The following is a 23,980-nucleotide window of genomic DNA, read 5'->3' as shown; positions in this document are numbered from 1 at the left end:
GGACTTCAACGCTCCGCCGCCGCAGCGACGCCGAGCACGAGGTCCGTCCGGTCCGGATGTCTGGGAGCGCGGCGCCGCGGGGACGGGCGAAGCGGAGCGCGCGGCCGCGGTCCGGTGCTGTGGTCGCATCGTCGCCCTCCTCGTCCTCGTCTTCGTCCGATCGCGGTTCCGTGCGGTGGGGGCGGGCGGCGCCGCGGCCGGACCGCCGCGCCGCCCGCCGGGGTCAGCCGAACAGGTTGTCGTGGGTGGCGAAGGCCGTAGCGATCTCCGCCTGCGCCCAGAACCGGTGGTAGGTGAAGGTGGGAGCCTCGCCGTCGGGGTTGTCCAGGTAGTTCTGGACCTTGTCCCACTGCGGGTCGTCCCGGTAGAAGGAGCGGATGGAGGTGAAGGTCGAGCCCGGCTCGACCGCGTCGCCGTTGGGCATGGTTCCGGAGAAGCCCTCGGGGACGTAGACCTCGTCGTCGAACCGGTCGTAGTCGCCGCGGCTCTCTTCGACGGCGATGCCGATGTCGTCCTCGTTGGCGATCAGGTGGTCCAGCAGGTCTTCACCCGTGGTGCGGGCCTCGGTGTCGCCCGAGCCCGCCGCGTAGTTCAGCAGCGTCTTGGCGAGCGCGGCCGCCACACCCACGTCCTGGCCGTGCGATTCGACCTCGACGTGCAGGTCCGGGTTTCCGGTGGAGGACCCGTCCCAGGTGTCGGGCTGGCCGGACCAGCTCATATCCGCCGGGACCGCGAAGTCGCCGCCGCCGTTGAGCTCGGTGTTCTCGACGGCCCAGGGCACCCAGTCCGCCAGGATCTCCTCGGCGCGCTCGTTGCCGGTCTCCTGGTACAGCTGGGCGACGCGCTCCATGCCCCACACCTGGAAACCGAACCAGTTGTTGGACGGCGGGTCGTGCCAGACCGGCTGCCAGTCGTAGAACATGCCGTAGAACTGCGACTGCTGCACGTCGGACGGGGGCTGGTCGTAGCTGCCCGCCCAGCTGTTGGTCGCGCCGCCGGCGATGCCGCCCTCGGAGGACTGCAGCCACTCCATGAACTCCAGCTGGCGCTCCATGCTGGTGCCCCAGTCGTCGGCGCCCGTGGGCGACTCCGGCTGCATGTCCGAGGTCTCCGACAGCGCGTAGGCCGCCATGGGGTTCTGGTAGCCCTGGTGGGCGGAGCTGCCGCCGATGCGCCAGGCCCACGGGTACTCCGCGGACTCCATCGCGCCGCCCCAGGCGTAGTACCAGGACATCAGGTAATGGGCGCTGTTCTTGTCCTGCCCGGCCGCGCACTCCTGGGCGCCGACGCAGTCGCCGATTTCCTTGAAGTACTTGTCGAACATGCCGTAGCGCAGGTAGTCGCCCATCTTGGTGGCGTCGGCGACGACGTCGTCGACGGCGGCGCCGTTGCCCTGGTCCTCGGCCCACTTGTTGGCGAAGTAGGCCACCTGGACCGCGCGCGCGTCGGCGTCGGGCGCGTTGGTGTAGCGCCACTGCTCGGCGTAGGAGTCGTCGTCGGTGTACAGGTCGAGGAACCCGTTCTCACCGCCGTGCTCCATGGTTTCGCACGAGGGGTGCGGCACGGTCTCCCACACCGACTCCTGCGACCCGCGCTGGAAGGTGTTGATGTAGGCGGGGGCCTCATCGGTGCCGTCGCCGCAGAAGCCGTAGTCGTAGGTGTTGTCGACGTCGAGCAGCCAGTGCATGCCGTAGACCTCGTCGGTCCCGTAGGTGCTGCTCAGTTCGTCGGCCAGCGGGTCCTCGCCGGACTCGACGCTGTCGTCCAGCGCCGAGGGGTAGCCCTGCGGCGTGTCCTGCTCGGGGATGTAGGTCGCCGGCGAGGACGGGTCGTAGGAGCCGTTGGTGGGCTGGTCGGCGGTTCCGGGGATGATGTGTTCCTCCAGCGACGCCCACGCGTCGTTGAAGGGCTCCCACTCGCCGGTCACGCGCCCGTACTCGGCTTCCAGCCACAGGTAGTAGCTGAAGGCCTCGGACGTGGTGTTGTGCCCGTGGTCGGGCGCCTCGACGATGAGGGTCTCGACCGAGTGGTAGGGCACCAGGCCGCCGTCGAACTCGCGGAAGTAGCCGCTGTCGGGGTCCTTGATCTTGTCGTACTGATCCAGGAACGCCGCCTCGTAGTCGGAGGTGGCGGCGTCGATCTCGGTGACCTCGACGGTCGCCGATCCGTAGCCCGCGCCCGATGCGGTGAAGACCGCGGAGCCCAGCGAGCCTCCGTTGTCGGCGGAGGAGACGGTGACCTCCTGTTCGGCGTCCCAGTCGTCGGCGGTGAAGGTCAGTTCGCCGCCGGAGGAGACGCCGAGGTCCTGGCTGCCCTCGCTGCGCGCGACGCCGACGTCCACGGCGGAGTCGGGCGCGTTGGACAGGGAGACGTCGAAGGTCGCCTCGCCGCCCTGGCGCACGCTGACCCCGGAGGGGGCCGCCACGATCTCCGGCTGGTCGATCACCTCGACGGCGATCGGGCTGGAGGAGGTCTCGGCGCCGGCGTCGTCGATCGCGGTGGCCGTCACCGAGTAGGGGCCGGTCCCGGAACCGGACCAGGTGGCGGTGTAGGGCGCGGAGCCGTCGGTGCCGATCTCGGTGCCGTCGGCCTCGAAGACGACCTGCTCGACGGAGCCGTCGCTGTCGGAGGCTTCGGCGGCGAGCTCGATGTCCTCGTCCGCGAGGAAGGTCGCGCCGTCCTCGGGAGAGGTCAGGCTGACGTCGGGCGGGGTGTTCCCGGGGTCGCCGCCACCGCCGCCGCAGACGGTTCCGTTGAGGGTGAATTCGGTCGGCACGCCGTTGGATCCGCTGGTGCCGCCTTGGAATCCGACCGTTGCGGACTCGCCGCTGTCCAGGTCGGACGCCCAGCCGGGGCCGGTGACGGTGACCTGGTCGCCGTCCTGGCTGAAGTCGCCGCTCCAGCCGTTGGTGATCTGCTGGCCGTCGGGGAACGTCCAGCCCAGGGCCCAGTCGGTGACCGGGTCGCCCTCGTTGTTCACGGTGACGTCGGCGGTGAAGCCGCTGCCCCAGTCGTTGGTGACCTCGTAGTCGACGGAGCATTCCGTGGCTGCGGCCGCGGATGTCGCCGGCGCCAGGGCGGCGACGAGTCCTGCTGCCGCTCCGCCCGCTAAGAGCCGCGTGAGCGGCCATCGGGTCGATGTCCCGGAATCCATGGTGACGAAGTACCTCCAGTTCCTTGCAAGCCCCCGCCCGAGCGGCGGGGACGTGGGGGATGCACCCGCGGACGGGTGTGCGAACAGGCGGTGGGTACAGTGCTCGGGCGACTACGCCGGGTAGTCGCATGGGCCGGTTGTCGGGTCCGGCCGGATTCGGTGTGCAGTCGGAGGCTGCGAGGCCCTCGGGGCGCGCCGGTGCGTGGGCGGTGACGGTCGTGGGGGATGGCGGATCGAGTGGGGGCTCGGATCGGGGGAGGGGACCGTGTCGCGGGCGGGGGTTCGATGCGTGATCGATTGGGAGCGCTCCCAGGTCTCCTGGTCGCGCCGGTGTTCCGCCTGGTGGGCGGAGGCGGTTCTGGTTGTCATGATGTGCGTCACGCTTGGGAGCGCTCCCAATACGGTAACCAGATCACCCCCGCGTGTAAACCGGTTGTTCGGCTTTTCCGGAGCACCTTCGCGGCTCCCCCCGAGGGGTGCGCGTCGCGGCCCGCTCCGACCTGCGCCAACGCGCGTGATCCCCGCAGCGGCGGGGATCCGGGAGCCGGTCGGCCCCGCCGGGTGGAGGCCGCGTCCACGGCCGCCGGCAGCTCGGCGGAGTCCTCGCCGGCGGCGCGGTCCGCGTAGTAGCAGGCTTGTCAGGTCTGCCCGCCCTTGTGCAGGGCGCTTCTGCTGTGCTAAGCGCGTGCCGGTGATCGTCATCGGTCCGCGACCAGGTATTCCACCGACCTCACCCGGCTATGTATTGCCCGTGCGGCTGACCGAGGGTAACTTTCGGAGCATGAAATACCTAAGCGCGTATTCCGTGCTCCTGCGTATCCGCTGAAACGGGGTTTTGCATGTCGAGAAATAAAGACAAAGAAATATCGAACACACCCATAATCGTTATCCTTACGTTGGCCAGTGGAATCTTCCTGTATGTCGCTCCCCTGCTTGACGGGGTCGTGTGGTGGGTTCTTGTGGTCGCACTGGTGGCTATCGTGTATCTCTGCGCGTTCCAAGCAAACCGGAATCGCCGTAAGGGGCAAGGGTGAGTACCGCGACAGCAGCGGAATTCCGCGGTCTGACCAAGCGGTTCGGTGACGTCACCGCAGTTGAGGACGTTTCCTTCAGCGTGCGGCCGGGCCGTATCACGGGGCTGCTGGGCCGCAACGGCGCGGGTAAGACGACCACGCTGCGCATGCTCTTGGGGCTCGCGCAGCCGAGCGCCGGCAAGGCCACGGTGTTCGGCAGTCCTTATCAGGAGCTGCCTGACGCCGCTCGCCGGGTCGGCGTCAGCATGGACGGCGTCGCCCCGATCCCGGGCACTACGGGATACCGCGATCTGCTGATCTGGGCCCGCATGCTGGGTGTGCCCGGCGCGCGGGTCGATGCGGTACTGGAACAGGTCGGGATCGCCGGGAGCGCGAACCGCAAGCTCAACGGCTACTCGACGGGTATGCGCCAGCGCCATGCGCTGGCGGCCGCGCTGCTCGCCGACCCCGAACTGCTGGTCCTGGACGAACCGGCCAACGGGCTGGACCCGGACGGCATCCGCTGGCTGCGTGATTTCCTGCGCTCCCTCGCCGACGAGGGACGTACCATCCTGCTCTCCAGCCACCTGCTGGCGGAGGTCGAGCAGACCGTGGACGATGTCGTCATCCTGCAGCGCACGCTGCGCTACAGCGGTCCGCTCGATGAATTGGTTTCGCAGAAGCAGGAGAGTCTGGAGAACCGGTTCTTCGACCTCGTCGGTGCGGCGACAGGAGGGCAGAACGATGCCTAAGGTGCTGCGTGCCGAGTGGCTCAAAGCATGGAGCGGACGTACCTGGTGGATCATGGCCGCGGTCGCGCTGTTCATCGGTTTGCTGGGGAGCAGTGGCGCCTCCTCGACGATGAGCCAGCAGATCGGCGACGGCATGACCGATACCGCGGCGGCCACCGCTGAAGTGATCCGGTCCTGGTTCGCCATTCTTCTTCCCGCCATGCTGTTCGGCGCGATATTCGTGACGCGCGAGTACAGTTCGGGCGCCATCAGCCGATCGGTTCTGCTGAGCGGAGGGCGCGTCCGGCTCTTGGCGGCCAAGACAGCCGTCGGTACGGGGATAGGCGTACTTTTCGCACTGCTCACCGCGGTCCTCGCGCCGCTGTCGGTGTGGGGATTCTTCGCCGTGTTCGGGGTCGAGCCGCAGTGGACCGGAGAAGCGACACGCACCCTGATCGGTGTCTCCTCGGTGATCGCGCTGGCCGCGCCGTGGGGCGTGCTGCTCGGCTGGGTCATCCGCCACCAGGCCGCCGCGGTGGCCACGCTGCTCGTGGTGACCCTCTTCGTCGACGAGACGCTGTTCGCCTTCGTCCCCGAGGTCGGAAAGTTCACGATGCAGCTCTCGATGGGCTCGGTGTATCTGGATGGCAAGGAGGAGGCGCTTTCGGTTCCCTGGGCGCTCCTGGTCATCGCCGGCTGGCTGGCGCTGGCCGGATATGCGGCCTATTGGCGACTCGCCACCCGAGACGTCACATGAGCGTGACCGGGCAGCGGACGGGACCACGCGAAGGTGGCTGGAGACGGCGGCGCGGCGTCGGGCATCGGGTTCGCCGAAAACGAGCGCGGGGTTTCAACCGTTCTCCAGCACTGTGCCGGTGAAAACCCCGCGCTCGGTGCGGACCGGGGCTCCACCCGGGCCGACGTTGCTTGATGCGGCCCTAGAAATCCTGCGACGACTCGTGCGGAAGCTCGCCCGGGGCGTTCGCAGCCGCGCGCGAGCGCACGCCCCGCACGTGCACCAGGCGGGCCAGCCGGATCAGCGGACGTATGAGCAGCTCGGCGCTTCCCGCGAGGAAGCACCACGTGCCGGCGGTCTCCCAGGCCGAGGAGAAGAACATGACGCTGCCGACGATGAACCACAGTGCGATCAGGATGTCGTTGGCGATGCTGGCCGCCTCGTAACGGCGCCGAACGACCAGCTCCTCGTCGCCCATCCGCAGGACCAGGTTCGATCCGCCCTTGCTTGCACCCTTGCCCGCGTACTCGGCCATGTCCCCGCCCTTCGCCGCGCTGCACCCGTCGTGCGGAGTACTGCCCGGAAGCGCCGGGTGCGATACGCCGGCGCCGAGGCGCGCCACGCGGCCCGGTGCGGTCGGGATAGGCGCCGGGCCGCGCTTCAGAACGCCGCGTTGCGCTGCCAGTGGTCGAGCAGGGCCGTGTCGCCGAGGACGTCGATCCGTTCGTCGTCCGGCGGGATCCGGCCGAGGAGCGCGAGCAGCAGGTCGCCCGCCGGGCCGCGCACGGCGACGTCGGCCGTGCGGTGCTCGTGGGTGTAGGTGACCGCGTCCTCTCCGCGCCGGATGAGCCATTCCCCGGCCGTGTCCGGGCCGGGGGAGTCGGTGGCGTGCAGGTGCAGGGTCTGCCCCTGGCCGCGCAGCCGGCCGATCATCTCCGGACGCCCCGCGGCGGCGCCCGGGCTGGCTACGAGCGCCAACCACTCGGAGATGCCGTCGGCGGCGAGCTCGGTGTCGGTCTCGTAGGGCGCGCCGACCGCCAAGGCGGCGTCGACGCGGTGCACGGCGGTCTCGTGCGCCATACGGCGCAGCCAGAACCCGGCCCGCTGGTCCTCTCCGCTCCAGTTCCACACCGGCTGATCCGCTCCGGCGGCGTCTACGGCCTCCACGAGTTCGCGGGGGCCGGCGGCGAGCCATTCCTGCAGATCCGCCGTACCGTCCGGCGCAGCAAGGTCGGCCGGACCGGCCAGGTCGCCGGGCTCCAGCACCTGCCGCCGGACCGTGTCCGCGGCGAACCGGTGGGCCTGCCCGAGGTGGTGCAGCAGGTCACGCAGGTCCCAGTCCGGGCACGTGGGCACCGTCCGGTCGAGATCGGCGCCGCGGGCGAGGGCGAGGACTCCGTCGGTCTGGCGGTTCAGGGCGTCGGCGAGGCGACTCACGGTTAGCACGCACCCGAATGTACCGGGGGGCTATGACAGGGACCCGGTTGAAATGCCGGTGCGGTCGGGTTTGCGCGCGCCGGATCGGCCGCATCCGGCCGCCGGGCGCCTCCGGCAGCGGAACCGGTGGGGTGGCCTGCGCCGACGCCGGGCGCGGCGTCGGCGGCCCGGTGGATCCCGCACGGGTTCCACAACGGTGATCGGGTACAACGGCGTGTGGCAGAAGCCCGTGATCATCCTGGAGGTTCCACGTGTCCGCGAAGCCCGCCCGGATCCGCATCAGCGACCAGTCCGCGCTCGCCCTGCTCGTCGTCGTCCTCATGGCCGGCTTCGCCAGCAGCATCACCTTCGAGGGCGCGGCCCAGGCTCCCGGCGTCGCTCTCATGATCCTGGCCTGCGCGGTGGCCGGCACCGTCTTCGGCATGAACGCCCGCCGCCGCAAGCTCGGCGCAGAGTAGAAGCGATCCTTCAGTCGTAGCCCCACGCCGCCGCGTACTCGGCCAGCTCCGGCGAGAGCGCGGCGGAGGTGTGGGATTCGGCGGGGGTCTGGATCCGGCCGGAGCGGATGTTGGCGCTGCGGTCGCCCAGGTTGGCGCCGATCGTGCCGTGGTCGAACTCGCCGTAGTCGAGCATGCCCGGCTCCCAGTCCACGTCCAGGTACACGCAGAGCTTGCGCAGCGTCGCTTCGGGGTCGGCGGTGAGGTCCTCGTAGCGGAGGGTATGGCCTCCCACGGCGTCCCGCGCCCGCTCCAGCGGCTCGACGTACTTCAGCACGTTGGCGTCGAGCTGCTCCCGGGTGGCGGTGTTGTTCTTCCGGCCGGCCAGCGAGCTGATGATGGCCTCGGGGTGGCGGAGCAGGAACACGAATTTGGCGTGCGGCCAGGCGTAGCTCAGCCGCTCCCACGCCCACACGTTGCCCGGCGTCTTGTCGACGACGACGTCCTTGCCGGTGCGCTCCAGTTCCAGGTGCAGGATGCGGTCCCACAGCATGTGCTCGAGTTCGAGCCGGTCGAGGTCGAGTTCCTTCATCGACTTGGCGGAGAAGTCCTCGGCCAGCTGCACCTCGACGGTGCGCAGGTGCAGCTCGTGCGGTGCGCGGACGCGGGAGTGGCTGTTGAGCAGCATCCGCAGCAGGGTGGATCCCGAGCGCACCGGGCTGATCACGAAGACCGGGGCATCGACCTGGCGGGGCACGGTCGGCACCTGGTACTCGTAGGTCACCGTGCGCTTGGGCGGCCTGGCGGATGTGACCCCCTGGTCCCGGGCGCCGGTCGGCTTCTTCGCCGGCTGGGCGCCCGCGGGCTTCTTCGCGGGGGCCGACGCGGCGGCACCGCCGCCCGCCGCGCGCGACTTCGGCGGGCCCAGCGCCTCAGCCAGCAGTCGCGTCCTGCGCTTGATACCGGACCGCACGTTGCCCATCAGCCCTCGACGTCCTTTCCTCGCGGATCACTCGCGTCCGACCCGAGCCGGACACGGCACGGTGATGCTGAGGGCACGGGCGACTCGACGGCGCCTGAATATACGCGCCGAACATGAGTAAAATACAACGTTAATATAGATACCCGATAACGGATGTAGGCCCGCACGCCTGACAGGCACCGCGATCCCGGCACATGTCCGGTTCGTCGCCGTCTACGGAGTCAGCACCCGAGGGGTGTGGGTGTACCACTCGGGGTCGGGGCGGATCCAGCACAGGGGAGCCGCCGGAGCCCGTCGGGAGGCCGGGATCCGCGCACGGTTCGGGCGGCCGCCCCGCGGGGACGCGCCGTCCGGTCGCCGCAGGCTTCTGCGCCCCGCCTCGGCCCGGCATCAGCCCCGTGCCCCGCTGTCCGTTGCGGACTCGCCGGTCACGGGAGGCCGGCGTCGTCCGGATCCCCGGCGGGCGCGGCGGTGTCCTCGGGATCGTCGGCCGCCCCGGCGCCGTCCGCTCCGTGGCGGATGCGGCGCAGCCGCACCGCGGAGAACGCCACGAACCCGATCGCCAGCATACCGGCCACCACCCCGGCGGCCGCCAGCAGCGACTCGGCGCGCGCAATGCCCGTGTACAGCGCCGCCGCTCCGAACGCCCCCAGCGCCAACCCGGCCACGGCCTGGATCCGCGCCTCGGCGTCGGCGTCCTCGCCGCGTGCACCCATGGGCTCTCTCCCTTCACCGCGGCCCCCACCGGCGGCCCCCACTGCCGGCCCGGACGGCCGCTGCCCCCGCAGCCGACCACACCCGGCGGCCTGCGCGCTCCCGGACCCGCCCGGTCGTTCGCGGTCGCACCCGGTGTCCTACCCACCTCGGACACTCTGGCGCGGTGCCGCCTTCGGCGATATCCCCCTGATCCCCCTGCTTGCGGGCAGATCGGCACGCCGACCGCCAGCAGGGTCATGTGCAGGGCGAGGACACCGTTGGACGCGGCCATGGCGAGGTAGCGCCAGTCGGTGATGGCGGTCAGGCCCGGGAAGGGGTTCTTGGCGGTGACGCGGGCGTCGTCGGGCACCCGCAGCAGCGCGACCGATGAGCGCCTGCAGGATCGGGGTGGAGCACTGCTGGGCGGCGGCCTGGGCGGGAGGCGGCCGCGGCGAAGCCGAACGGGCCCGACGTGAACGCCAGCACCGCGAACCACACCGAGCGCCACAGGTAGACGATCACCAGGACCCGCTTGGGGCCCGCCCAGTCGGCCACGGAGCTGATCGGGACCGCGGCCGCGAGCCCGGCGACGGAGGCGACGGCGAGGCCGGTGCCGAACTCGATCTCGGTCAGCCCGCCGGTGGTGGTGAAGAAGATCGCCGAACCGGCGAGGAACATGCCGGTACCGAAGGTGCCCACCAGCATGGCGGCCACCAGGATGACGGCGTTGCGGTCCCGGGGGACCCACGCGGGCAGGCGGTCACGCATCCGCCGCCCCGCCGGGGCGTGTGGTCACGGTGACCCGGTCGGCGACCGCGCGGGCGCGGGCGGCGGCTTCGTCGGCGTCGGCGCCGACGGTGACGGCGTGGCCGGTCCGGCGCCAGGAGTTCGTGAGGTCGGCGACCTCGTCGCCGACCTCGGCGCCGATCCGCAGTTGCTCGTAGTCACCGGGGCGGTTGGCGTCGTCGACGGCGGTCACGGTTCCGGGCGCGACGGTCAGGAACCGTACCGCGGCGGCCCGGTGGGCGGTGCGCTCGGGCAGGTCGGGCCGTCGGGAGTCGAGAACCGCGACGCGGTCGCCGAGTAGAACGCCTCGGGCATGGTGTCGCCGGTTTTGGCGCGGATGTCGGTCGCGACCACGCCGGGAACGCCGGCGAAGGCCTCCTCGGTCGAGATGGCCGTGACCGTGCCCGGACGGACGCCGAGGGCGACGTGCCCGAAGTAGGCGTAGTCGTACGGGGCCGGCCCGGTCACGTCGGGCGTCCTGCCCAGCGACAGCCCGATGGCGGTGTCGAACAGGTCGGGCCCGTGCCGCATCGCGATCGCCTCGGGGATGGCGCCTCCGGCGGCCCGGCACGCGATCTCGGAGGCGAGCCAGCCGTCGTCGGTCTTGAACACCTCCATGTGCGTGACGGCCGAGCCGAGCCCCAGCGCCGCGACGGCGCGCTCGTGCAGGGCGGTGACCTCCCGGCTGTCGGGGTGGTCGCCGGGAAGCTGGTAGGACGCGTACGGGTGGCGGACCCGGGCGGTCTCCAGCATCGGTTCGAGGTAGCGCGAAGCGACCGAGAACCGCACTCGGCCGTCGAGGACGATCGAGTCCAGGTGGTATTCGGCGACGATGTCGGCGCGCCGTTCCACGAGCGCGGCCGGGCGGTGCTTGCCCGCCGCGAAGCGGTCCCACCACTGTTCGACCTCGTCGGCGTCCGCGCACACGGCGACGCCCATGCTGCCGCCCCCGTAAAGGGGTTTCACGACGACGGGGAACCCGAGCCGGTGCGCGGCCTCGACCGCGTGCGGGCGGTCCTGGGCCAGCCGGTGCCCGGCGACGTCGATCCCGGCGGCGGCCAGCCGCCGCTTCATCGCGTACTTGTCGGTGAACCCGGTGGCGGTGTGGAAGCCGACGCCCGGCAACCCGAGCACGGTGCGCACGAACGCGCCGGCCGGCAGCCCGGTCTCATAGGGCGTCAGGACGTCGTCGATCGGCCGGTCGCGGTTGATGCGCAGCGCCTGCGGCGAGCACGGCTTCGTAGTCCTCGATGCTCGCGACGGTTTCGACCGCGGCGCCCTCGTAGATGTCGGGGTGTCCGGTCTCGGTCACGACACTGAGCGCGCCCACCGCCGGGTGGCGCAGCACCTCCGGTGCCACGCGGCGTTTTCCGGAGCACACCGGCAGCGTGTGCGTCATGGCCGCACCCCTTCCCGGACGCGGTCGACCAGGTCGGCGGCGGTGTCTTCGAGCCGCCGCCGGTCCATCAGCTCCCGGCGGGTCTGGAACTCGATCCAGATCCGGCCGTCGCAGCGCTTGAGGTAGCCCATCAGGTCGAATTTGACCTCGCACCCCAGTTGCCGGTGCCGGGCTGCCGGGAGCGGGGGGAGTGCGGGGTAGGGATTCAGCCGACGACCAGGTGATCGGTTCCCGGCATGATATGCGGCCGGTGCGGGTCGAGGTCGTCCACGTTGACGGTCTTGATGATCCAGCGTGTGCGCAGCGCTTCGGCGTCGCCGACCGCCACGACCTCTTTCGCGTGCACAGTGTGGTTGTTGTAGGTCATGACGAAGTCTCCGGGTTCGATGAATACCCGCTGCTTGCAGCGGTGCAGTACCTCGATGATCTTGGGTACGAGCGCCTTCGCCCGGTCGGTCGTGCCGACGGTGCGGTTCTCGAATATGCGGATGTTGTGCTCTTCGCTGAGGACCGGATGCTTGTCGGCCTCGCCGAGTTCGAGGCTCCCGCCTTTGACGGTCGGGTCGTCGAACGGTGTGTGGAACTCGGGGATGCGCAGCACCGCGATCTCCGCATCGGTGAACGCCGCGGTCACGTCGATGTTGCGTACGAAGGTCGTGTACACCGCGTTGGCGGGGTCGTTGCGCATGCCGACCATGTACACCTGGTCGGGGCGCACGAAACGGTTGGCGAGATCCTTGTGGAAGTGGATCTCGTTCAGCGCCTTCTGCGACTGGCTGCTCTGGAGCTCCCGCTTGGGGTGGATGTCCTGGTAGACGTCGCCCGCGTTGACGTTGAGGTATCCGATCGCCGGTGTCGCGGCGAGCTCGGCGAATACCGCGAGAAACCCCTCGGCCAGGAACGTCTTCTTCACTTTGTACGTGGACTCGACGGGCTCGTCGAAGTTGCAGAGGTGTCCACAATCGGCCTTTCGGTTTCCGGCGGATCCCCCGGTCGAAGGCAACCTTCCATACCGCACGAGGACGCGTCAATCTGTGCAGGTTGTTCCGGAACCCGTTTCGTGATCTTGCCGTTCCGCCGGTTCTACGCCGATTCATTCTCGGCGCCGGTTTTTTAATTGCAGGTCCGACTGGCGGTTATCGTCCCGGAGCCGCACCGGCCCCCGTGGTTCGCACGGTTCGGAGCCGTGCGGGTTGACGCGGGGTGCGGCAGTGCAGAGCCGCAGGCCGGGGCAGCGCCGTTCCGCACGGCGGAGCGTCGCAGGAGAAAGCGGGCGCCGGTCCGGTTGCGGCGAACCCGGCGGCGGCACGGCGCTGCGCGTGGACCGCATCGCCGGCGGGCGCCTTGGCCTGCGCAACGGCGGCGGGTCCGGCATCGCGCCGGGGCCCGCCGCGGGGCCGGATCCGGACACCGTGGGGCGACGATGTCCTGCCCGCCCACCGCCGCGTGCGGTTCCACCCGGCCTGCGACCTGACCGGGGGTCGGTGGTTCGGCGCTTGAGCCCCCCGGCCCCAAGCGCCGACACCGGCGTGCGACTACGCGGCCCCGGCCCCGTAGTCCCCCGCCGGGCGCCGGGGCCGCATCTCCCCCCTGACCCCTTCCGCAGAAAGGGAATCGATGCTGGACATTACCGCTACCGCCACCCCTGCCGCAGCCGTTTCACCGAAGACGGACGGCACGACCACCCGCGCATCCCCGGGAGTCCGCGCGCCGGTGCCCATGCAGGCGCGCCCGTCCCGCCTCGTCCCGACAGCGGCGCCGTCGAGCGCCGACGGGGCGCTCTTCCCGTCCGGCGGGGCGATGTGCTGAGCGCCCTCCTCGGAGGATCCCGCCGCTCGCGTACTTGTGGCCGATCCCGGTGTGCGAGACCGGCCACAAGTACGGTGTCGGCGCGCCCCGTCCTGGCGCGCCTGCCGAGCCGTCTCGCGGCTCGGGGTCACAGCCGCACGGGCAGGGTGCCCAGACCGCGAGTGGACGTGTCGCGGGTGCGGCGCACCGGATCGCCGGCCGGGCGGAGGCCGGGGAAGCGCTCCAGCAGGCCCGTGAACACGGTTTCGCCCTCCAGGCGGGCCAGACCGGCTCCGATGCAGTGGTGCGGCCCGGACAGGAAGCTCATGTGCGACCGGGCGTCGGTCCGCCACGGGTCGAAGGCCTCCGGGTCCGCGAAGACGCGGGGATCGCGGTTGGCGGCCGGCAGAATCTGGAACACCTGCTGCCCGGCATCGATCGCGGTCCCGCCCAGTACCACCGGTTCGGTGGTCACCCGCAGGTCGATGTGGACGGGCGGCTCATAGGGCAGGATCTCCTCGACTCCGGCGGGCGTACAGGGGATAGGGGGCGGCGTTGCCGTGGTCGAGGACACCGGCCATGGCGTCGGCGGGGCCGAGTGCCGGGGGAGTGGCAGTCACGCGGATCCCTCCGTGAACGCGGGGATGCGGCCGGTCCGTGGGGTCCGGTCGTGCTGATTCTGCCCATCTTCGCCCGCAAAAAGCAACACAGTGTGTCTTTGTAGTAGAGTACCGGGCATGTCCTGTCCCGCGGCCGATCCGGACGCCGCCCCGAACACGCGGCAGTACCGGCGGAAACTGGAGCGCACCCGCGCCAAGCTGCTCGCCGCGGCCGAGGGGCTGCTGGACGAGGACCTTTCCCTGAGCCAGATGACCGTGACAGCGGTGACCGACCGCGCCGGCCTCAAGTCGCGCAAGACGTTCTACCGGCACTTCCCGGCGGGCGTCACCGACCTGATCCGCACACTCGTCGAGCAGCGCAGCGACGAGATGCGAGCGGTCACCCTGCCCGCATCGGGCGAGGCGACCGACGCCTACCTGCGCCGCGGCGTGCGTGCGCTGCTGGACAAGTGGCGCCGGCACACCGCGGTGTGGCTGGCCACGCTCCACCTGGACCGGATCGGTCCGGAAGGAGCGGCGCTGCAGCGCGAGTGGATCGGCATCCTGCAGTCCTGGACCCGGACGATCGCCGACAGCGCACGCGCCACCCACGCCGAGCGCGGCACCAGCGCCCCCCACAACCTGGAGGAGCGCATCAGCGTGTGGCTGACCGGCGCGTTCTACGTCCTGGCGCAGCTGTTCTCCGCCGAGCACACCGCCGCCGACGAGGAGGCCACCGCCATCGCGCTGGCCGACAACGCGGCGGCCGCCTGCGGTCTGGAGATCCGGCGCGCCGCCCCCGACGACTGACCCCCTCCCCCCCCCGGATGGGCTGTGGCTCCCGTGGTCGGGCCCGTGCCGGGCGGGCCGCCGGGCCGGTGACCCCGCGCCACCCCCCGGGCTCGCGGCCGGGTCCCCCTCAGGAGACCGGCCGCCAGGTGCCGCAGCTCCTGCTGTGGAAGCTGTAGTCGGACGCAGCGACGGTGGTCTGGACCCGGCGGCCGCTGGAGATGAAGTTGTTGTCGATGATCTCGCCGGCGCTGTCGGTGCGCTCCCAGTAGCACCCGTCGAGGCGGCCTTCGGAGTAGTAGGTGCCCGGCTGGATCTCGTCGCCGACGAGGAACGTGCCGGAATCGAACTTGCGGCCTTCCTCCTCCAGCTGCGCGTCGGCCCGGGCGGTGTCCAGCGCTTCTCGGATCGCGTCCGCCTGCGGGTGGTCGGGGCAGAGGACGAGCATGCCGTCGAACTCCTCGACCTGGTCCGGCGCGAGGCCGCCGTCGGTCCCGCCGAGGGTGTCGACGTGGCCGCCGGGCTCCGCGCAGAGCTCGTAGAGGGTGGCGAGGTCGTGCCGGTTTCCGTACCCGGCGGCCTCGTAGGCGTCGTCCTGCTTATCGGTGAAGTCGCCGCCGAGATAGTCCGCACTGCAGCCGGCGATGTCGTCGGACTCCTCCCAGGCGTCGCCGACGTCGGTGAACTCCTCCGCCGAGCTGGAGTCCGCGTAGTAGCACTCGATCTCGAACGTCCCCTCGTCGTATTCGGGGCTCGGCGAGGGTGTTTCGCTCGCAGCGGCCGGAGCGGAGGGTTCGGGGGACGGCCGGGGAGACGAGCCGTCCGCGGTCGCAGTGGTTTCGGGGGAGCAGGCGGACAACGCGGCCACGACCACGAGGCCGAGCGCCGGGCTTAAGGGGGATCTCATGTTCATTCCTCCGAAGGGAGGGGCCCGGCATGCCGGTCGGCGCGGAGCCGCAACAGCCCGCACTCACCGGAGTCGCCGACACGCCCTCGGCCGACATATGAAAGCATATTCAGTACACCAATAACTGAAAACACTGTCAATTTGTATCCGGCATGCCGTGCCGCCAGCGGATCGGCCGGGCGCGTCCCTCAGCCGGCCGCAGCCCCGGCGACGACCGCCACCGCCTCGACTTCGACGAGCTGGTCCGGGTAGCCGAGGACGGCGACTCCCAGCAGGGTGCCGGGGGCGTCGTGGTCGCCCATGTGCTCGCGGACGACCTCCCACGCTCGGACCAGGTCGGTCGGGTCCGATGAGGCGACGTAGACCGTGGTCTTGGCGACGTCGTCCAGCGAGGCCCCGGCGCTGCCCAGCGCCTGGCGCAGGTTGCCCATCACCTGGCGGGCCTGGGCGGCGACGTCGCCGGGCGCGACCGTGCGGCCGTCGGTGTCCAGGGGGCAGGCGCCCGCGGTCCAGACGGCGCGCACCGGCCGGTCCGCCGCGCCGGCGAGATCGGCGACAGCGGCGTAGGCGTAGTCCACCGCGGCGGTCAGCTCCGCGTCGCGGATCAGCCGCACGCCGCCGGCCGCCCGTTCGTGCGAGCCGCCGGAATCACCCTGCTCGCCGAGAACGCTCTCCACGAACTCCTCCTTGCCCTTCGTGTACGCCTCGCGATCGCCGCCGCACTCGCGCGCCAGCCGGTGCTTCAGCTCCGCATACCGCTGCGCGAGCCGGTCGTCGCCGCGGAGCGCGTCGCGGAACCGGATCTGCTCGGCCCAGCGGGGGTGGCCCGCGCGGATCAGGTGCAGATGGGCCTCGCGCCGCCGCCCGGTGGAGTCGGGCTTGACGAAGAAGCGCCGCCACGGTCGGGCGTCCAGCTCCGGAGGCACGTGGCACCAGCCGTCCGCGGCCAGTCGCTCTCCGACCCGCTCGACCACGGCGTCCGGGTCGCTGACGGAGGCCGCCAGGTCGATCACCGGTTTGGCGGCGAGTCCGGGCACGGCCGTCGAGCCGACGTGCTCGACCCCGCCCACCAGCCACGGCGCCAACAGCTCGGCCAGGTGTTCGCGCTGCGCACCGGCCAGTACGGGCCACTGCGGATCGTAGGGAGTCACCTCGGCCCGCTCATGCGCCCATGCGGGCGGATCGTCGCTCATCCGGTCACACTAGTCAGGCCCGGTGACGTTCCGGAGAGCCGCGCGCCGCGCGGGCGCCGAGCGTTTCTGCGGAGCCACCTGCGGCGCCGAGAGCGGCTCCAGAGACACACGCGGCGAGACCTCGGCGGACGAGTGGGTCCGCCGCCCGGTCCGAGCCTCAGGGGCCGACGCCGTCTCCCTCTGTCGTCGCCGACTGCGGAGCGCGCCGGGCGAAGCCGGGGGCGCGCTCGGGGCGGACGCCTACGCCGACCAGGTAGGCCGGTACGGCCGACAGTTGCGGGAGCGTGCGAACCACGGCCGGCAGCAGCCGGGGCGCAGTGGGGCGCCGCCCGGACAGGATCGGTGCCACGACCCGCCTGTGCAGGATCCGCTGCAGGCCCTGGGTCACCACGGTGGGAAGCAGCCGCCGGCGGCGGACGGCGTCCAGCTTCGCGCCGGTGGCCCGGCGGTCCCTGAGCGGCCGGGCGAGCAGGGACGCGGTGGCCACGGCGTCCTGGACGGCGAGGTTGATGCCCACCCCGCCGATCGGCGACATGGCGTGTGCGGCGTCGCCGATGCACAGCAGGCCGTCGGTGTGCCAGCGGCGCAGCCGGTCCAACCGCACGTCCAGGTGCTTGACCTCGTCCATGGACGCCAACTCGTCCACGGTGTCGGCCAGTTCGGGCATCAGTTCGACGATGTCGCGGCGCAGCGCCTCGATGCCGCGTGCGCGCAGGGCCTGGTCCGTGCCCTTGGGGCCCAGGTAGGCGATCTGCAGATAGCCCGTCCGGGGGATGGGGACGGCGAGCCTGCCGGCGCCCGCGCGGGGCGTCAGGAACGGCGCCACGGCGCCGCGGACGGGCACCCGGAACCACCAGGCGTCGAAGCCGACCGGGTGTTCGCGCACGGGCGGACCGGACGGGCCGCGGACCATCGACGAGCGGCCGTCGCAGGCCACGGTCAGGTCCGCGCGCAGCTCGCCGGGTCCGTCGGGGCCGTCGTAGCGCACCCCGGCCACGCGCCCGTTCTCCCGGATCAGGTCGGTGGCCGCGGTGCTCATGCGCAGCGTGAAGGAGGGTTCGTCCCGGCCGGCGTCGGCGAGCAGGTTCAGCAGGTCCCATTGCGGAACCATGGCGATGTAGGGATGGGCGCGGCGCAGGCGGCGGAAGTCGCCCACGGTCAGCATCGCCCCGTCGCCGGTTGCGACGGTCAGTTTTTCGACCCTGCTCTGGGGCAGGGCGGCGAAGCGCTCGCCCAGGCCCAGCTCGTCGAGCAGGCCGAGGGTGGACGGGTGGACGGTGTCGCCGCGGAAGTCGCGCAGGAAATCGGCGTGCTTCTCCAGCACGGTGGCCTGCACTCCGGCGCGGGACAGCAGTAGGCCGAGCATCATTCCGGCCGGTCCGCCGCCGATGATCGCGCAGGTGGTCGTGTCGCCCATCGTCGGACTCCTTCGTTCCCGATGCGGGGCGTGTTCCCCTTCGTGCCGTCCGGCACGCCTCCGACCGGCGTCCACTGATCTCCACAAACGTAGAATTCCACGTGTGTGGATGTCAACGGCTGTGGAGTCGACGTCGGGGCGCGGGGTTGCGCGCAGGCCGGTGCGCTCCCGGGCGGGGATAGAATTCCCCGTGCATGGAATTGAGTGGAGGGGGCGCCATGGCCGCGGAGGACACGGACGAGGCAGACCGGCGGCCCGGCGGACGCAGACCCGGGCGGAGCGGCACCAAAGACGCGATCCTGGTCGCGGCGCGCGAGCAGTTCGCCGCCAAGGGCTACGCGGGCGCCACCTTCCGCGGCATCGCCGCCGACGCCGGCGTCGACCCCGCCCTGGTGCGGCATTTCTACGGCACGAAGGACCGGCTCTTCGCCGCCACGCTGTACCTTCCCGAAGCAGTACTGTCCCGCCTCCAGCTGCTCCCCGACTGCGACCCCGGCGACCTGGGAGAGCACTTCGTCCGCATCTACCTGGGGCTCTGGGAAGACCCGGAGACCGGCCCCGCGCTGATGGCGATGATGCGCACCGCCCTGACCAGCGACCAGGCCACCGGGCTGATGCGGGACTTCCTGCAGACCCGCATCGTCGAACAGGTGGCTTCGGCACTCGGTGCGGACCGGCCCCGGCTGCGCGCCGAGCTGGCGGCCACCCACCTCGTCGGGGTGGCCATGGCCCGGCACGTGGTACGCGTCGACCCCATGGCCTCACTCGCCTTCGACGACCTCGTGGCGCTGCTGGCGCCCAACCTCCAGCACTACCTCGCGGGCGACCTCCCGGAGCACGCGAGCCCGTCCTGAACACGAGGGCTCAGGCGACGCGGCCGTGCTCCGGCGCCGCACGATTCCTGCAGTCCCGACACCCCGGCGCCGCACGAGTCCGCCCGAGTCACCCCCGCAGCCGGCCCAGAACCCCGTCACCGCTGAAGACCCGGCACCTCCGCCTCGATGAGGTCGGCCGCATAAGCGGTGCCCCCGGCCTGGAGACCCGCGCTGAAGCCGGTCAGGCGCCGGGCGACCTCGGGGTCGGCGGTCAGTTCCAGCAGCGCGGAGCGCAGCGCCTCGGGAGCGGCGTCGTCGGTGTCGATGCGGCGTGCCACACCGAGTTCCTGGAGCCGGTCGGCGTTGTCGAACTGGTCGACGGCCTGCGGCACCGCGATCATCGGAGTCCCGGTGTACAGGCCCTCGCCTGCTCCGCCCATCCCGGCGTGGGTGACGAACGCATCGGCCTCGTGCAGCACGGCCAGCTGCGGCACCCAGGAGCGGACCTCCACGTTGCCCGGGATCTCGCCCAGCTCCGCGGGGTCGACATACGTTCCGATCTGGAGCACCACGTGCCAGCCCGGAAGGTTCCCGAAAGCCTGCAGACACCGGCGGTAGAACTCGGGCCGGTTGGTATAGGCCGACCCCAGTGAGACCAGCAGCACCTTCTCCGCATCCTCGGGACGGTTCCAGGATCCCTGGTCGGTGCGGTCGCCGAAGCAGGGGCCGACGAACGTGACGGTGTCGGCGACGGTGTCGGCGTGGGGCTGCATCGCGCGCGGGACCAGCGCCAGCGCCCGATCCGGCCTGCCGGCGAACGAGGTGGGATCCAGCCCGTGCACGCCGTTCTCCGCCAGCCAGGATTCGAACTTCGCGAAGTGCTCCTCGGCGCCCGGCTGCGCGCGCAACCACGGCAGGACGTCGTCCTCGTAGCCGGCCCACGCGACATAGGAAGGTGAGAGCTGCACGGCGGGAATGTCCCAGTCGATCCCCAGCACCCGGGCGGAGTAGCCGCCGATGTCGTAGAGGAACACGTCCGGGCGGTCGTTCTCGTAGGCGGCGCGGATGACGGGCAGGCTGCTGATGGCGTCGTCGAGGAAGATGTCCATCCCCGTGACGGGGTCGTCCGGCCACTCCGCGTCGTCGAGCGGCAGGGTGGTGGTGAACGGGACCAGTTCGGCGCCGACACCGGTGATCAGGTCGGCCACCACGGGATCGTCGGCGTAGGTGACGCGGTGGCCGCGCCGCACCAGCTCGCGGACGATCTCCAGACCGGGCAGAACGTGGCTGACGGCGGGCACGCCGACCACGGCGATATGGGCGCGCTGGGGCATGGGTACGTCCTTCGGATCCGAGGGGGCTGCGGGGCCGGCTACTGGGGGTGGGACGCGTCGACACCGTGCCGCCGACGGGCGCAGCCTGCGGGCTGCGCCGCCGCGCCTGCGATGCGCGCCGCTTCCCTCACTCGTAGATCTGGCGGAAGTACATGCCGGGATGCTAGCGCGTGCGCCCGGAGACCGCAGCGGGTTTTTCCGCGAGCGGCCGCGGCGGCCGCGGAAGCGGACGGGGGCGCCGGCTCCGCGGCGTGCAGCGGCCGCGGGCCGGTCGCTCCGCTCCCGCCCCGCGGGTCACCGCCGCGCGGATCCGGGGTCGGACGCCGCCGGATCCGCGGCCGCCCGCCGCCCCTCGGGGGCCGCACGCGGCGCGTCCGGTCCCGCTGCGCGCGGATCCCGGCCCTTCCGGCGCGCCCGCCACCCCAGGAGGGCGTCCACGACGAGGAACAGCAGCAGCGACGCGCCCAACAGGGGCACGGCCACGCCGACCACCGCCAGCACAGCCGCGACCGCGACCTTGTAGGGCACGGGCAGGGCCAGGAAGGAGCCGCGCGGGTACGGGCGCCCCACCGCCGCAGCGCCCGCCCGGGCGGGCCGCCGCTGCCACCACATGCGGTAGCCCATGGCCACCACGGTGATCAGCCCGCCGGCCAGCGCCGTCAGCACAAGCTGGTTGGCTACGCCGAAGAGCACGCCCATGTGGGCGTCGATGCCCCACCGGCTGAACTTGGCCATCAGCGGATAGTTCTCGAAGCGGACGACGTCGGTGACCTCCCCGGTCTCCGCCGAGACGGCGGCCGAGTCCACGCGTGTGGGCCAGCTGCGGTCGACCTGGTCCACCACGTAGACCGGGGTGGCGCTGTCGGGCACGACCACCTCGACGGGACCGTCCAACCCGGCCTCGCGCGCGCTGTCCAGCACCGCGTCGACCCCGGCGCCGGAGCCCGGATCCGCCGCGTCCTGCGGACCGGACGGGTCCGTCGGCGCCTGTGTGGAGACGGCCGGGGTGCTCCAGGACAGCCGCTCCCGCAACTCGCTGATGTTGGCGCCGGCGTACTGCGACCACGTCATCCCGGTCGCCGACAGGAACAGCAGCCCCACGGCGAGCCACAGGCCGGTGGCGCCGTGCACCGACATCGACCGCATGCGCCCCCGCGAGGTCCCCGCCCCGGGCAGCAGCAACCGGCGCGCCCGGCCGCCCGAGGAGCGCGAGGAGCGCGAGGAGCGCGAGGAGCGCGAGGAGTCCGACTCTCGGGACGAGCCCGAGCTCCGCTTGCGCGACACCCACAGCCCGACGCCGCCCAGCGCGACCAGCCACATCCAGCTCGCCGCCAGTTCGCTGTACAGGCGTCCCACGTCGCCCAGATGCAGGCTGCGGTGCAGCGTGTCGATCCAGGTGGCCACCGGGAGGGCGCCGCTGGTGCCGTAGGTCTCCATCACACCGAGCACCTCGCCGCCGTGGGGGTCGACGAACACGGTCATCCGGTGGCTGCCCTCGAACCGGGGGACGTCGAACAGTACCCGGGTGGAGTCCTCGTCCGTGGTGGCCGGGCGGACCGCGTCGAGTTCCGCGTCCGGAAGTTCCTCCTCGGCGATCCGCACCTGCTCACTCAGCCGCAGGGACGTCCCGGCGGGCTCCACACGCAGCTGATCGGCGAAGACCGCCTCTTCGATCTGGGGCGTCCACACGTACAGCAGCCCGGAGACGGCGGCGACCAGGATGAAGGGGGCGACGAACACCCCGGCGTAGAAGTGCAGGCGCAGCACCAGCGGGCGCAGTGCCGCCCACGCCCGGCGGCGGCCGGAGGGTTCCGGCGCCGGCGCGTCCGGTGCGGGTCTGTCGGTGGCGGTTTCGCGGGACATGGGGGATGTTCTCCTCTCGTCGCCGGCGCGGCGGCTTCGGCGGCGCTCGTCAGGCCGAGCACGGCAAGCTCCGCGCCGATGGGGGATCGCACCGCGACCGCGGGACCCTGCGTCCGGAACCGGCCGCGCGAGCGGCCCCGCGGGAGTTCGGCAGCTGTCGACGGCCGTCGGTGGCCGCGCCGACCAGAGCAGCGCGACGCGCAGCTGAAGCACCCACGCGGAAGGGGCCACGAGGGGCGGAACCGCGCCAGAGGGGATGGCGGGGCATGAAGAGTCCCTGTCAGGTCGGTGGAGACCATAAGAACACTTATGGTGACAATTCCGCTACCCCGAGGATGCGGTCTCGTTCCCCCGTCTCCTGAAATCGGTGGTGGGAGTTCGCTGATCCCCCCCCGCGGACACGAAGGCACCCTCGCAAACCACGCGCGACGCCGCACAAGAGTCGCGGCACTGGGGCCGATGCGCGAAGCGCGTGGGCCGGCTTGCCGCCGAGCGCACGCCGCACGCGGAAGCGGCACCCGCCACCACCGAAAACCGCGGAACGTCCGGAGTGCTCTCCGGAGTCCGGTCGCGACGCGTGCGCGAACACCCCACGCACCGAGCGCACAGCGCGGCTCTGCGCTGGAGAGACGACGGATCGCCGTCGGCAAGGGGGATGTAGTCGTCGAGCACCGCGCTGACCGCGTGCTGCTTGTCGGACCGGCTCGATACATTCCGCGCGTCCTCACCCCCTCAGCCGTCGGCTCCACGTCGGAGCGGCGGCCCTCTCACACCCCCCCGGGAGCCCCATTGGAACCCACGTTCGCCGATTTCTCCGTCGATGAACCGCACCTGGGCAACGCCGCTGTGCAGTACCGCCGCTGCACGTTCCGGCAGAACCACCTCGCACTCGATGCGGGAGGGGACGTCGCGCTGTCCTTCACGGCGGACGCGGACGCGGACGAAGACGACGACGGCTGCGCCGACATCGGGGAGGTGACTCTCAAGGTGACCGCGCTCGTGTCCAAGGCCGGACCGTCGCCTGGACACGCACCGATGACCGTCCTCGTCAACGGCGAGCCGATCACGTCCCACCTCACCGTTCCCGGTGGCGGTGACCTGCCGCAGACCTGCGTGTTCGCCGTCCCCGGACGATGGTTGCGGCGCAGCACCAACCGATTGGAGGTCCGCAGCAGCCTCGAGTCCCGCACGGAGCTGTGGTTGTACCGCATCACCCTCGATCCGGTATATGAGCGCGGCCGGTCGGAGCGGGCGATGGCCGCGGCGGCGGCCGAGCAGTCGGTGTTGCGCTACACGACAAGAAGGAAGGGCAGCGACGCCGACTGGGAACCCCAGTCGACCGGGTCGTTGGTGATCCACGTCGACCGCGGAGAGCGGTCACTGCCCGCGCAGATCTCCTGGCGCAGCGCGGACGGCTCGGAGTCGGCGGTGAGCTTCCAGTCGGCGATGGAGGACTTCCACGGCTACCACCGCGATCCCCACGGCGGCCTGACCGAATACCGCGGCCGGCTGTCGGAGAGGTGGGCGTTGCAGGACGGTGTCGGAAGCGCTGCGCTGCACCGTTTCCGCACCGAAGAAGGCTGGGGCGGCGGCTGGCACCGCTCCGGCGAGCTGCGGCTGCTCGTCGACGACTCGGGAACGCCGGTGGAGCGGATCACCTGGCGCGACCAGCAGGGCAATTCGGGATCCGTCGCGTTCGAGCCGGGCGCCGGAGGCTTCCTCGGCTATTACCAGCGGCACAACGAGGGGCCCATCGGATACCGGGGCACGGCAATCGCGGATCCTCAACGCGCTGCTCAGTGAGGCGGCGGGTGGAGCCGTACGTGGCGGCGGGTCCTCGGCGGCGCTGCACAGGACCGGCTGCGCGGAGGGGCCGCGAGTGATGCGGCCGCTCCGCGTGGGCG

The 23,980-nt window shown here is 71.5% G+C and carries 23 protein-coding genes and 1 pseudogene; 6 read left to right on the top strand and 18 right to left on the bottom strand.

Annotated features, from left to right (window positions below; translation table 11 throughout):
• Positions 1–223: 223 nt before the first annotated feature.
• Entirely contained in the window at positions 224–3,154 is a 2,931-nt protein-coding gene (locus HNR25_RS11325; RefSeq protein ID WP_184634840.1) for a glycoside hydrolase family 48 protein, read from the bottom strand.
• A gap of 1,030 nt (positions 3,155–4,184) precedes the next feature.
• Between HNR25_RS11325 and HNR25_RS11320 the strand changes: the two genes are divergently transcribed.
• Both HNR25_RS11320 and HNR25_RS11315 read left to right on the top strand, forming a co-directional pair.
• Positions 4,185–4,919 (top strand): ABC transporter ATP-binding protein, encoded by a 735-nt coding sequence (locus HNR25_RS11320; RefSeq protein ID WP_312862490.1) that lies wholly within the window; start codon positions 4,185–4,187, stop codon positions 4,917–4,919.
• Positions 4,912–5,655, top strand: a complete 744-nt coding sequence (locus tag HNR25_RS11315; protein ID WP_184634837.1) for an ABC transporter permease — start codon at positions 4,912–4,914, stop codon at positions 5,653–5,655. Before HNR25_RS11320 ends, HNR25_RS11315 begins: the two co-directional genes overlap by 8 nt.
• A 181-nt stretch (positions 5,656–5,836) precedes the next feature.
• Here the strand turns inward: HNR25_RS11315 and HNR25_RS11310 are convergent, their stop codons facing one another.
• Positions 5,837–6,169 carry a YrhK family protein gene (locus tag HNR25_RS11310; RefSeq protein ID WP_221457528.1) on the bottom strand — a complete coding sequence of 111 codons (333 nt, stop codon included), beginning with the start codon at positions 6,167–6,169 and terminating at the stop codon, positions 5,837–5,839.
• 125 nt (positions 6,170–6,294) lie between these two features.
• Positions 6,295–7,080, bottom strand: a complete 786-nt coding sequence (locus HNR25_RS11305) for a maleylpyruvate isomerase family mycothiol-dependent enzyme (protein WP_184634835.1) — start codon at positions 7,078–7,080, stop codon at positions 6,295–6,297.
• 242 nt (positions 7,081–7,322) lie between these two features.
• Here HNR25_RS11305 and HNR25_RS11300 point away from each other — a divergent pair, with 242 nt between their 5' ends.
• Positions 7,323–7,529 (top strand): hypothetical protein, encoded by a 207-nt coding sequence (locus HNR25_RS11300; protein WP_184634833.1) that lies wholly within the window; start codon positions 7,323–7,325, stop codon positions 7,527–7,529.
• A gap of 10 nt (positions 7,530–7,539) precedes the next feature.
• On the opposite strand, the gene HNR25_RS11295 is transcribed toward HNR25_RS11300, so the two are convergent.
• The 9 genes from HNR25_RS11295 to HNR25_RS11265 form a co-directional block, all read right to left on the bottom strand.
• Positions 7,540–8,490 carry a sulfotransferase family protein gene (locus HNR25_RS11295; RefSeq protein ID WP_184634831.1) on the bottom strand — a complete coding sequence of 317 codons (951 nt, stop codon included), beginning with the start codon at positions 8,488–8,490 and terminating at the stop codon, positions 7,540–7,542.
• A gap of 428 nt (positions 8,491–8,918) precedes the next feature.
• Positions 8,919–9,206, bottom strand: coding sequence for a hypothetical protein (locus HNR25_RS11290; protein ID WP_184634829.1), 288 nt, complete (start codon positions 9,204–9,206; stop codon positions 8,919–8,921).
• Positions 9,207–9,507: 301 nt separating this feature from the next.
• Positions 9,508–9,954 carry an MFS transporter gene (locus tag HNR25_RS11285; RefSeq protein WP_184634827.1) on the bottom strand — a complete coding sequence of 149 codons (447 nt, stop codon included), beginning with the start codon at positions 9,952–9,954 and terminating at the stop codon, positions 9,508–9,510.
• Complete coding sequence (locus tag HNR25_RS11280; protein ID WP_184634825.1) at positions 9,947–10,165, bottom strand: hypothetical protein; 219 nt, start codon at positions 10,163–10,165, stop codon at positions 9,947–9,949. Before HNR25_RS11280 ends, HNR25_RS11285 begins: the two co-directional genes overlap by 8 nt.
• Before the next feature lie 17 nt (positions 10,166–10,182).
• Positions 10,183–11,106 carry an ATP-grasp domain-containing protein gene (locus tag HNR25_RS11275; RefSeq protein ID WP_221457527.1) on the bottom strand — a complete coding sequence of 308 codons (924 nt, stop codon included), beginning with the start codon at positions 11,104–11,106 and terminating at the stop codon, positions 10,183–10,185.
• A gap of 34 nt (positions 11,107–11,140) precedes the next feature.
• On the bottom strand, positions 11,141–11,371 hold the full coding sequence (locus HNR25_RS25360) for a hypothetical protein (RefSeq protein WP_221457520.1): 231 nt from the start codon (positions 11,369–11,371) through the stop codon (positions 11,141–11,143).
• The gene (locus HNR25_RS26490) at positions 11,368–11,502 is read right to left on the bottom strand and encodes a hypothetical protein (protein WP_281387496.1); all 135 of its coding nucleotides are present in this window, start codon (positions 11,500–11,502) and stop codon (positions 11,368–11,370) included. Before HNR25_RS26490 ends, HNR25_RS25360 begins: the two co-directional genes overlap by 4 nt.
• Positions 11,503–11,576: 74 nt before the next feature.
• On the bottom strand, positions 11,577–12,284 hold the full coding sequence (locus HNR25_RS11270; RefSeq protein WP_221457518.1) for a hypothetical protein: 708 nt from the start codon (positions 12,282–12,284) through the stop codon (positions 11,577–11,579).
• Between the two features lie 1,023 nt (positions 12,285–13,307).
• Positions 13,308–13,733, bottom strand: coding sequence for a cytochrome P450 (locus tag HNR25_RS11265; RefSeq protein WP_184634823.1), 426 nt, complete (start codon positions 13,731–13,733; stop codon positions 13,308–13,310).
• A 163-nt stretch (positions 13,734–13,896) separates the two neighbouring features.
• Here HNR25_RS11265 and HNR25_RS11260 point away from each other — a divergent pair, with 163 nt between their 5' ends.
• Entirely contained in the window at positions 13,897–14,568 is a 672-nt protein-coding gene (locus HNR25_RS11260; protein ID WP_184634821.1) for a TetR/AcrR family transcriptional regulator, read from the top strand.
• A gap of 109 nt (positions 14,569–14,677) precedes the next feature.
• On the opposite strand, the gene HNR25_RS11255 is transcribed toward HNR25_RS11260, so the two are convergent.
• The 4 genes and pseudogenes from HNR25_RS11255 to HNR25_RS11240 form a co-directional block, all read right to left on the bottom strand.
• Positions 14,678–15,454 (bottom strand): Rv1352/Rv1906c domain-containing protein, encoded by a 777-nt coding sequence (locus tag HNR25_RS11255; RefSeq protein WP_184634819.1) that lies wholly within the window; start codon positions 15,452–15,454, stop codon positions 14,678–14,680.
• A 188-nt stretch (positions 15,455–15,642) separates the two neighbouring features.
• Positions 15,643–16,062, bottom strand: a complete 420-nt coding sequence (locus tag HNR25_RS25885) for a RidA family protein (protein ID WP_184639186.1) — start codon at positions 16,060–16,062, stop codon at positions 15,643–15,645.
• 66 nt (positions 16,063–16,128) lie between these two features.
• Positions 16,129–16,647, bottom strand: a pseudogene (locus tag HNR25_RS25880) (GrpB family protein); the annotation flags it as partial.
• Between the two features lie 157 nt (positions 16,648–16,804).
• Entirely contained in the window at positions 16,805–18,064 is a 1,260-nt protein-coding gene (locus tag HNR25_RS11240) for an FAD-dependent oxidoreductase (protein WP_184634817.1), read from the bottom strand.
• Between the two features lie 194 nt (positions 18,065–18,258).
• Here HNR25_RS11240 and HNR25_RS11235 point away from each other — a divergent pair, with 194 nt between their 5' ends.
• Complete coding sequence (locus HNR25_RS11235) at positions 18,259–18,918, top strand: TetR/AcrR family transcriptional regulator (RefSeq protein ID WP_221457512.1); 660 nt, start codon at positions 18,259–18,261, stop codon at positions 18,916–18,918.
• Between the two features lie 116 nt (positions 18,919–19,034).
• Here HNR25_RS11235 and HNR25_RS11230 read toward each other — a convergent pair whose 3' ends face one another.
• Entirely contained in the window at positions 19,035–20,213 is a 1,179-nt protein-coding gene (locus HNR25_RS11230; protein ID WP_184634815.1) for a macrolide family glycosyltransferase, read from the bottom strand.
• Positions 20,214–20,507: 294 nt separating this feature from the next.
• On the bottom strand, positions 20,508–22,076 hold the full coding sequence (locus tag HNR25_RS11225) for a PepSY-associated TM helix domain-containing protein (protein WP_184634813.1): 1,569 nt from the start codon (positions 22,074–22,076) through the stop codon (positions 20,508–20,510).
• A gap of 789 nt (positions 22,077–22,865) precedes the next feature.
• Between HNR25_RS11225 and HNR25_RS11220 the strand changes: the two genes are divergently transcribed.
• Positions 22,866–23,879, top strand: a complete 1,014-nt coding sequence (locus HNR25_RS11220) for a hypothetical protein (RefSeq protein ID WP_184634811.1) — start codon at positions 22,866–22,868, stop codon at positions 23,877–23,879.
• The last annotated feature ends 101 nt before the right edge of the window (positions 23,880–23,980 follow it).

The sequence above is a fragment of the Streptomonospora salina genome (assembly GCF_014204715.1).
Classification (GTDB): domain Bacteria; phylum Actinomycetota; class Actinomycetes; order Streptosporangiales; family Streptosporangiaceae; genus Streptomonospora; species Streptomonospora salina.
Note: the sequence above shows the minus strand (reverse complement) of the source record. Positions and strands in the feature narration are given on the sequence as shown.

What these genes read in the sequence shown, in the direction of transcription:
- HNR25_RS11315 (WP_184634837.1), top strand. Translation starts at nt 4,912, where the DNA reads ATGCCTAAGGTGCTGCGTGCCGAGTGGCTCAAAGCATGGAGCGGACGT.
- HNR25_RS11310 (WP_221457528.1), bottom strand. Translation starts at nt 6,169, where the DNA reads ATGGCCGAGTACGCGGGCAAGGGTGCAAGCAAGGGCGGATCGAACCTG.
- HNR25_RS11240 (WP_184634817.1), bottom strand. Translation starts at nt 18,064, where the DNA reads ATGGGCGACACGACCACCTGCGCGATCATCGGCGGCGGACCGGCCGGA.
- HNR25_RS11260 (WP_184634821.1), top strand. Translation starts at nt 13,897, where the DNA reads ATGTCCTGTCCCGCGGCCGATCCGGACGCCGCCCCGAACACGCGGCAG.
- HNR25_RS11325 (WP_184634840.1), bottom strand. Translation starts at nt 3,154, where the DNA reads ATGGATTCCGGGACATCGACCCGATGGCCGCTCACGCGGCTCTTAGCG.
- HNR25_RS26490 (WP_281387496.1), bottom strand. Translation starts at nt 11,502, where the DNA reads ATGGGCTACCTCAAGCGCTGCGACGGCCGGATCTGGATCGAGTTCCAG.
- HNR25_RS11290 (WP_184634829.1), bottom strand. Translation starts at nt 9,206, where the DNA reads ATGGGTGCACGCGGCGAGGACGCCGACGCCGAGGCGCGGATCCAGGCC.
- HNR25_RS11225 (WP_184634813.1), bottom strand. Translation starts at nt 22,076, where the DNA reads ATGTCCCGCGAAACCGCCACCGACAGACCCGCACCGGACGCGCCGGCG.
- HNR25_RS11235 (WP_221457512.1), top strand. Translation starts at nt 18,259, where the DNA reads ATGGAATTGAGTGGAGGGGGCGCCATGGCCGCGGAGGACACGGACGAG.
- HNR25_RS11285 (WP_184634827.1), bottom strand. Translation starts at nt 9,954, where the DNA reads ATGCGTGACCGCCTGCCCGCGTGGGTCCCCCGGGACCGCAACGCCGTC.
- HNR25_RS25360 (WP_221457520.1), bottom strand. Translation starts at nt 11,371, where the DNA reads ATGACGCACACGCTGCCGGTGTGCTCCGGAAAACGCCGCGTGGCACCG.
- HNR25_RS11295 (WP_184634831.1), bottom strand. Translation starts at nt 8,490, where the DNA reads ATGGGCAACGTGCGGTCCGGTATCAAGCGCAGGACGCGACTGCTGGCT.
- HNR25_RS11255 (WP_184634819.1), bottom strand. Translation starts at nt 15,454, where the DNA reads ATGAGATCCCCCTTAAGCCCGGCGCTCGGCCTCGTGGTCGTGGCCGCG.
- HNR25_RS11230 (WP_184634815.1), bottom strand. Translation starts at nt 20,213, where the DNA reads ATGCCCCAGCGCGCCCATATCGCCGTGGTCGGCGTGCCCGCCGTCAGC.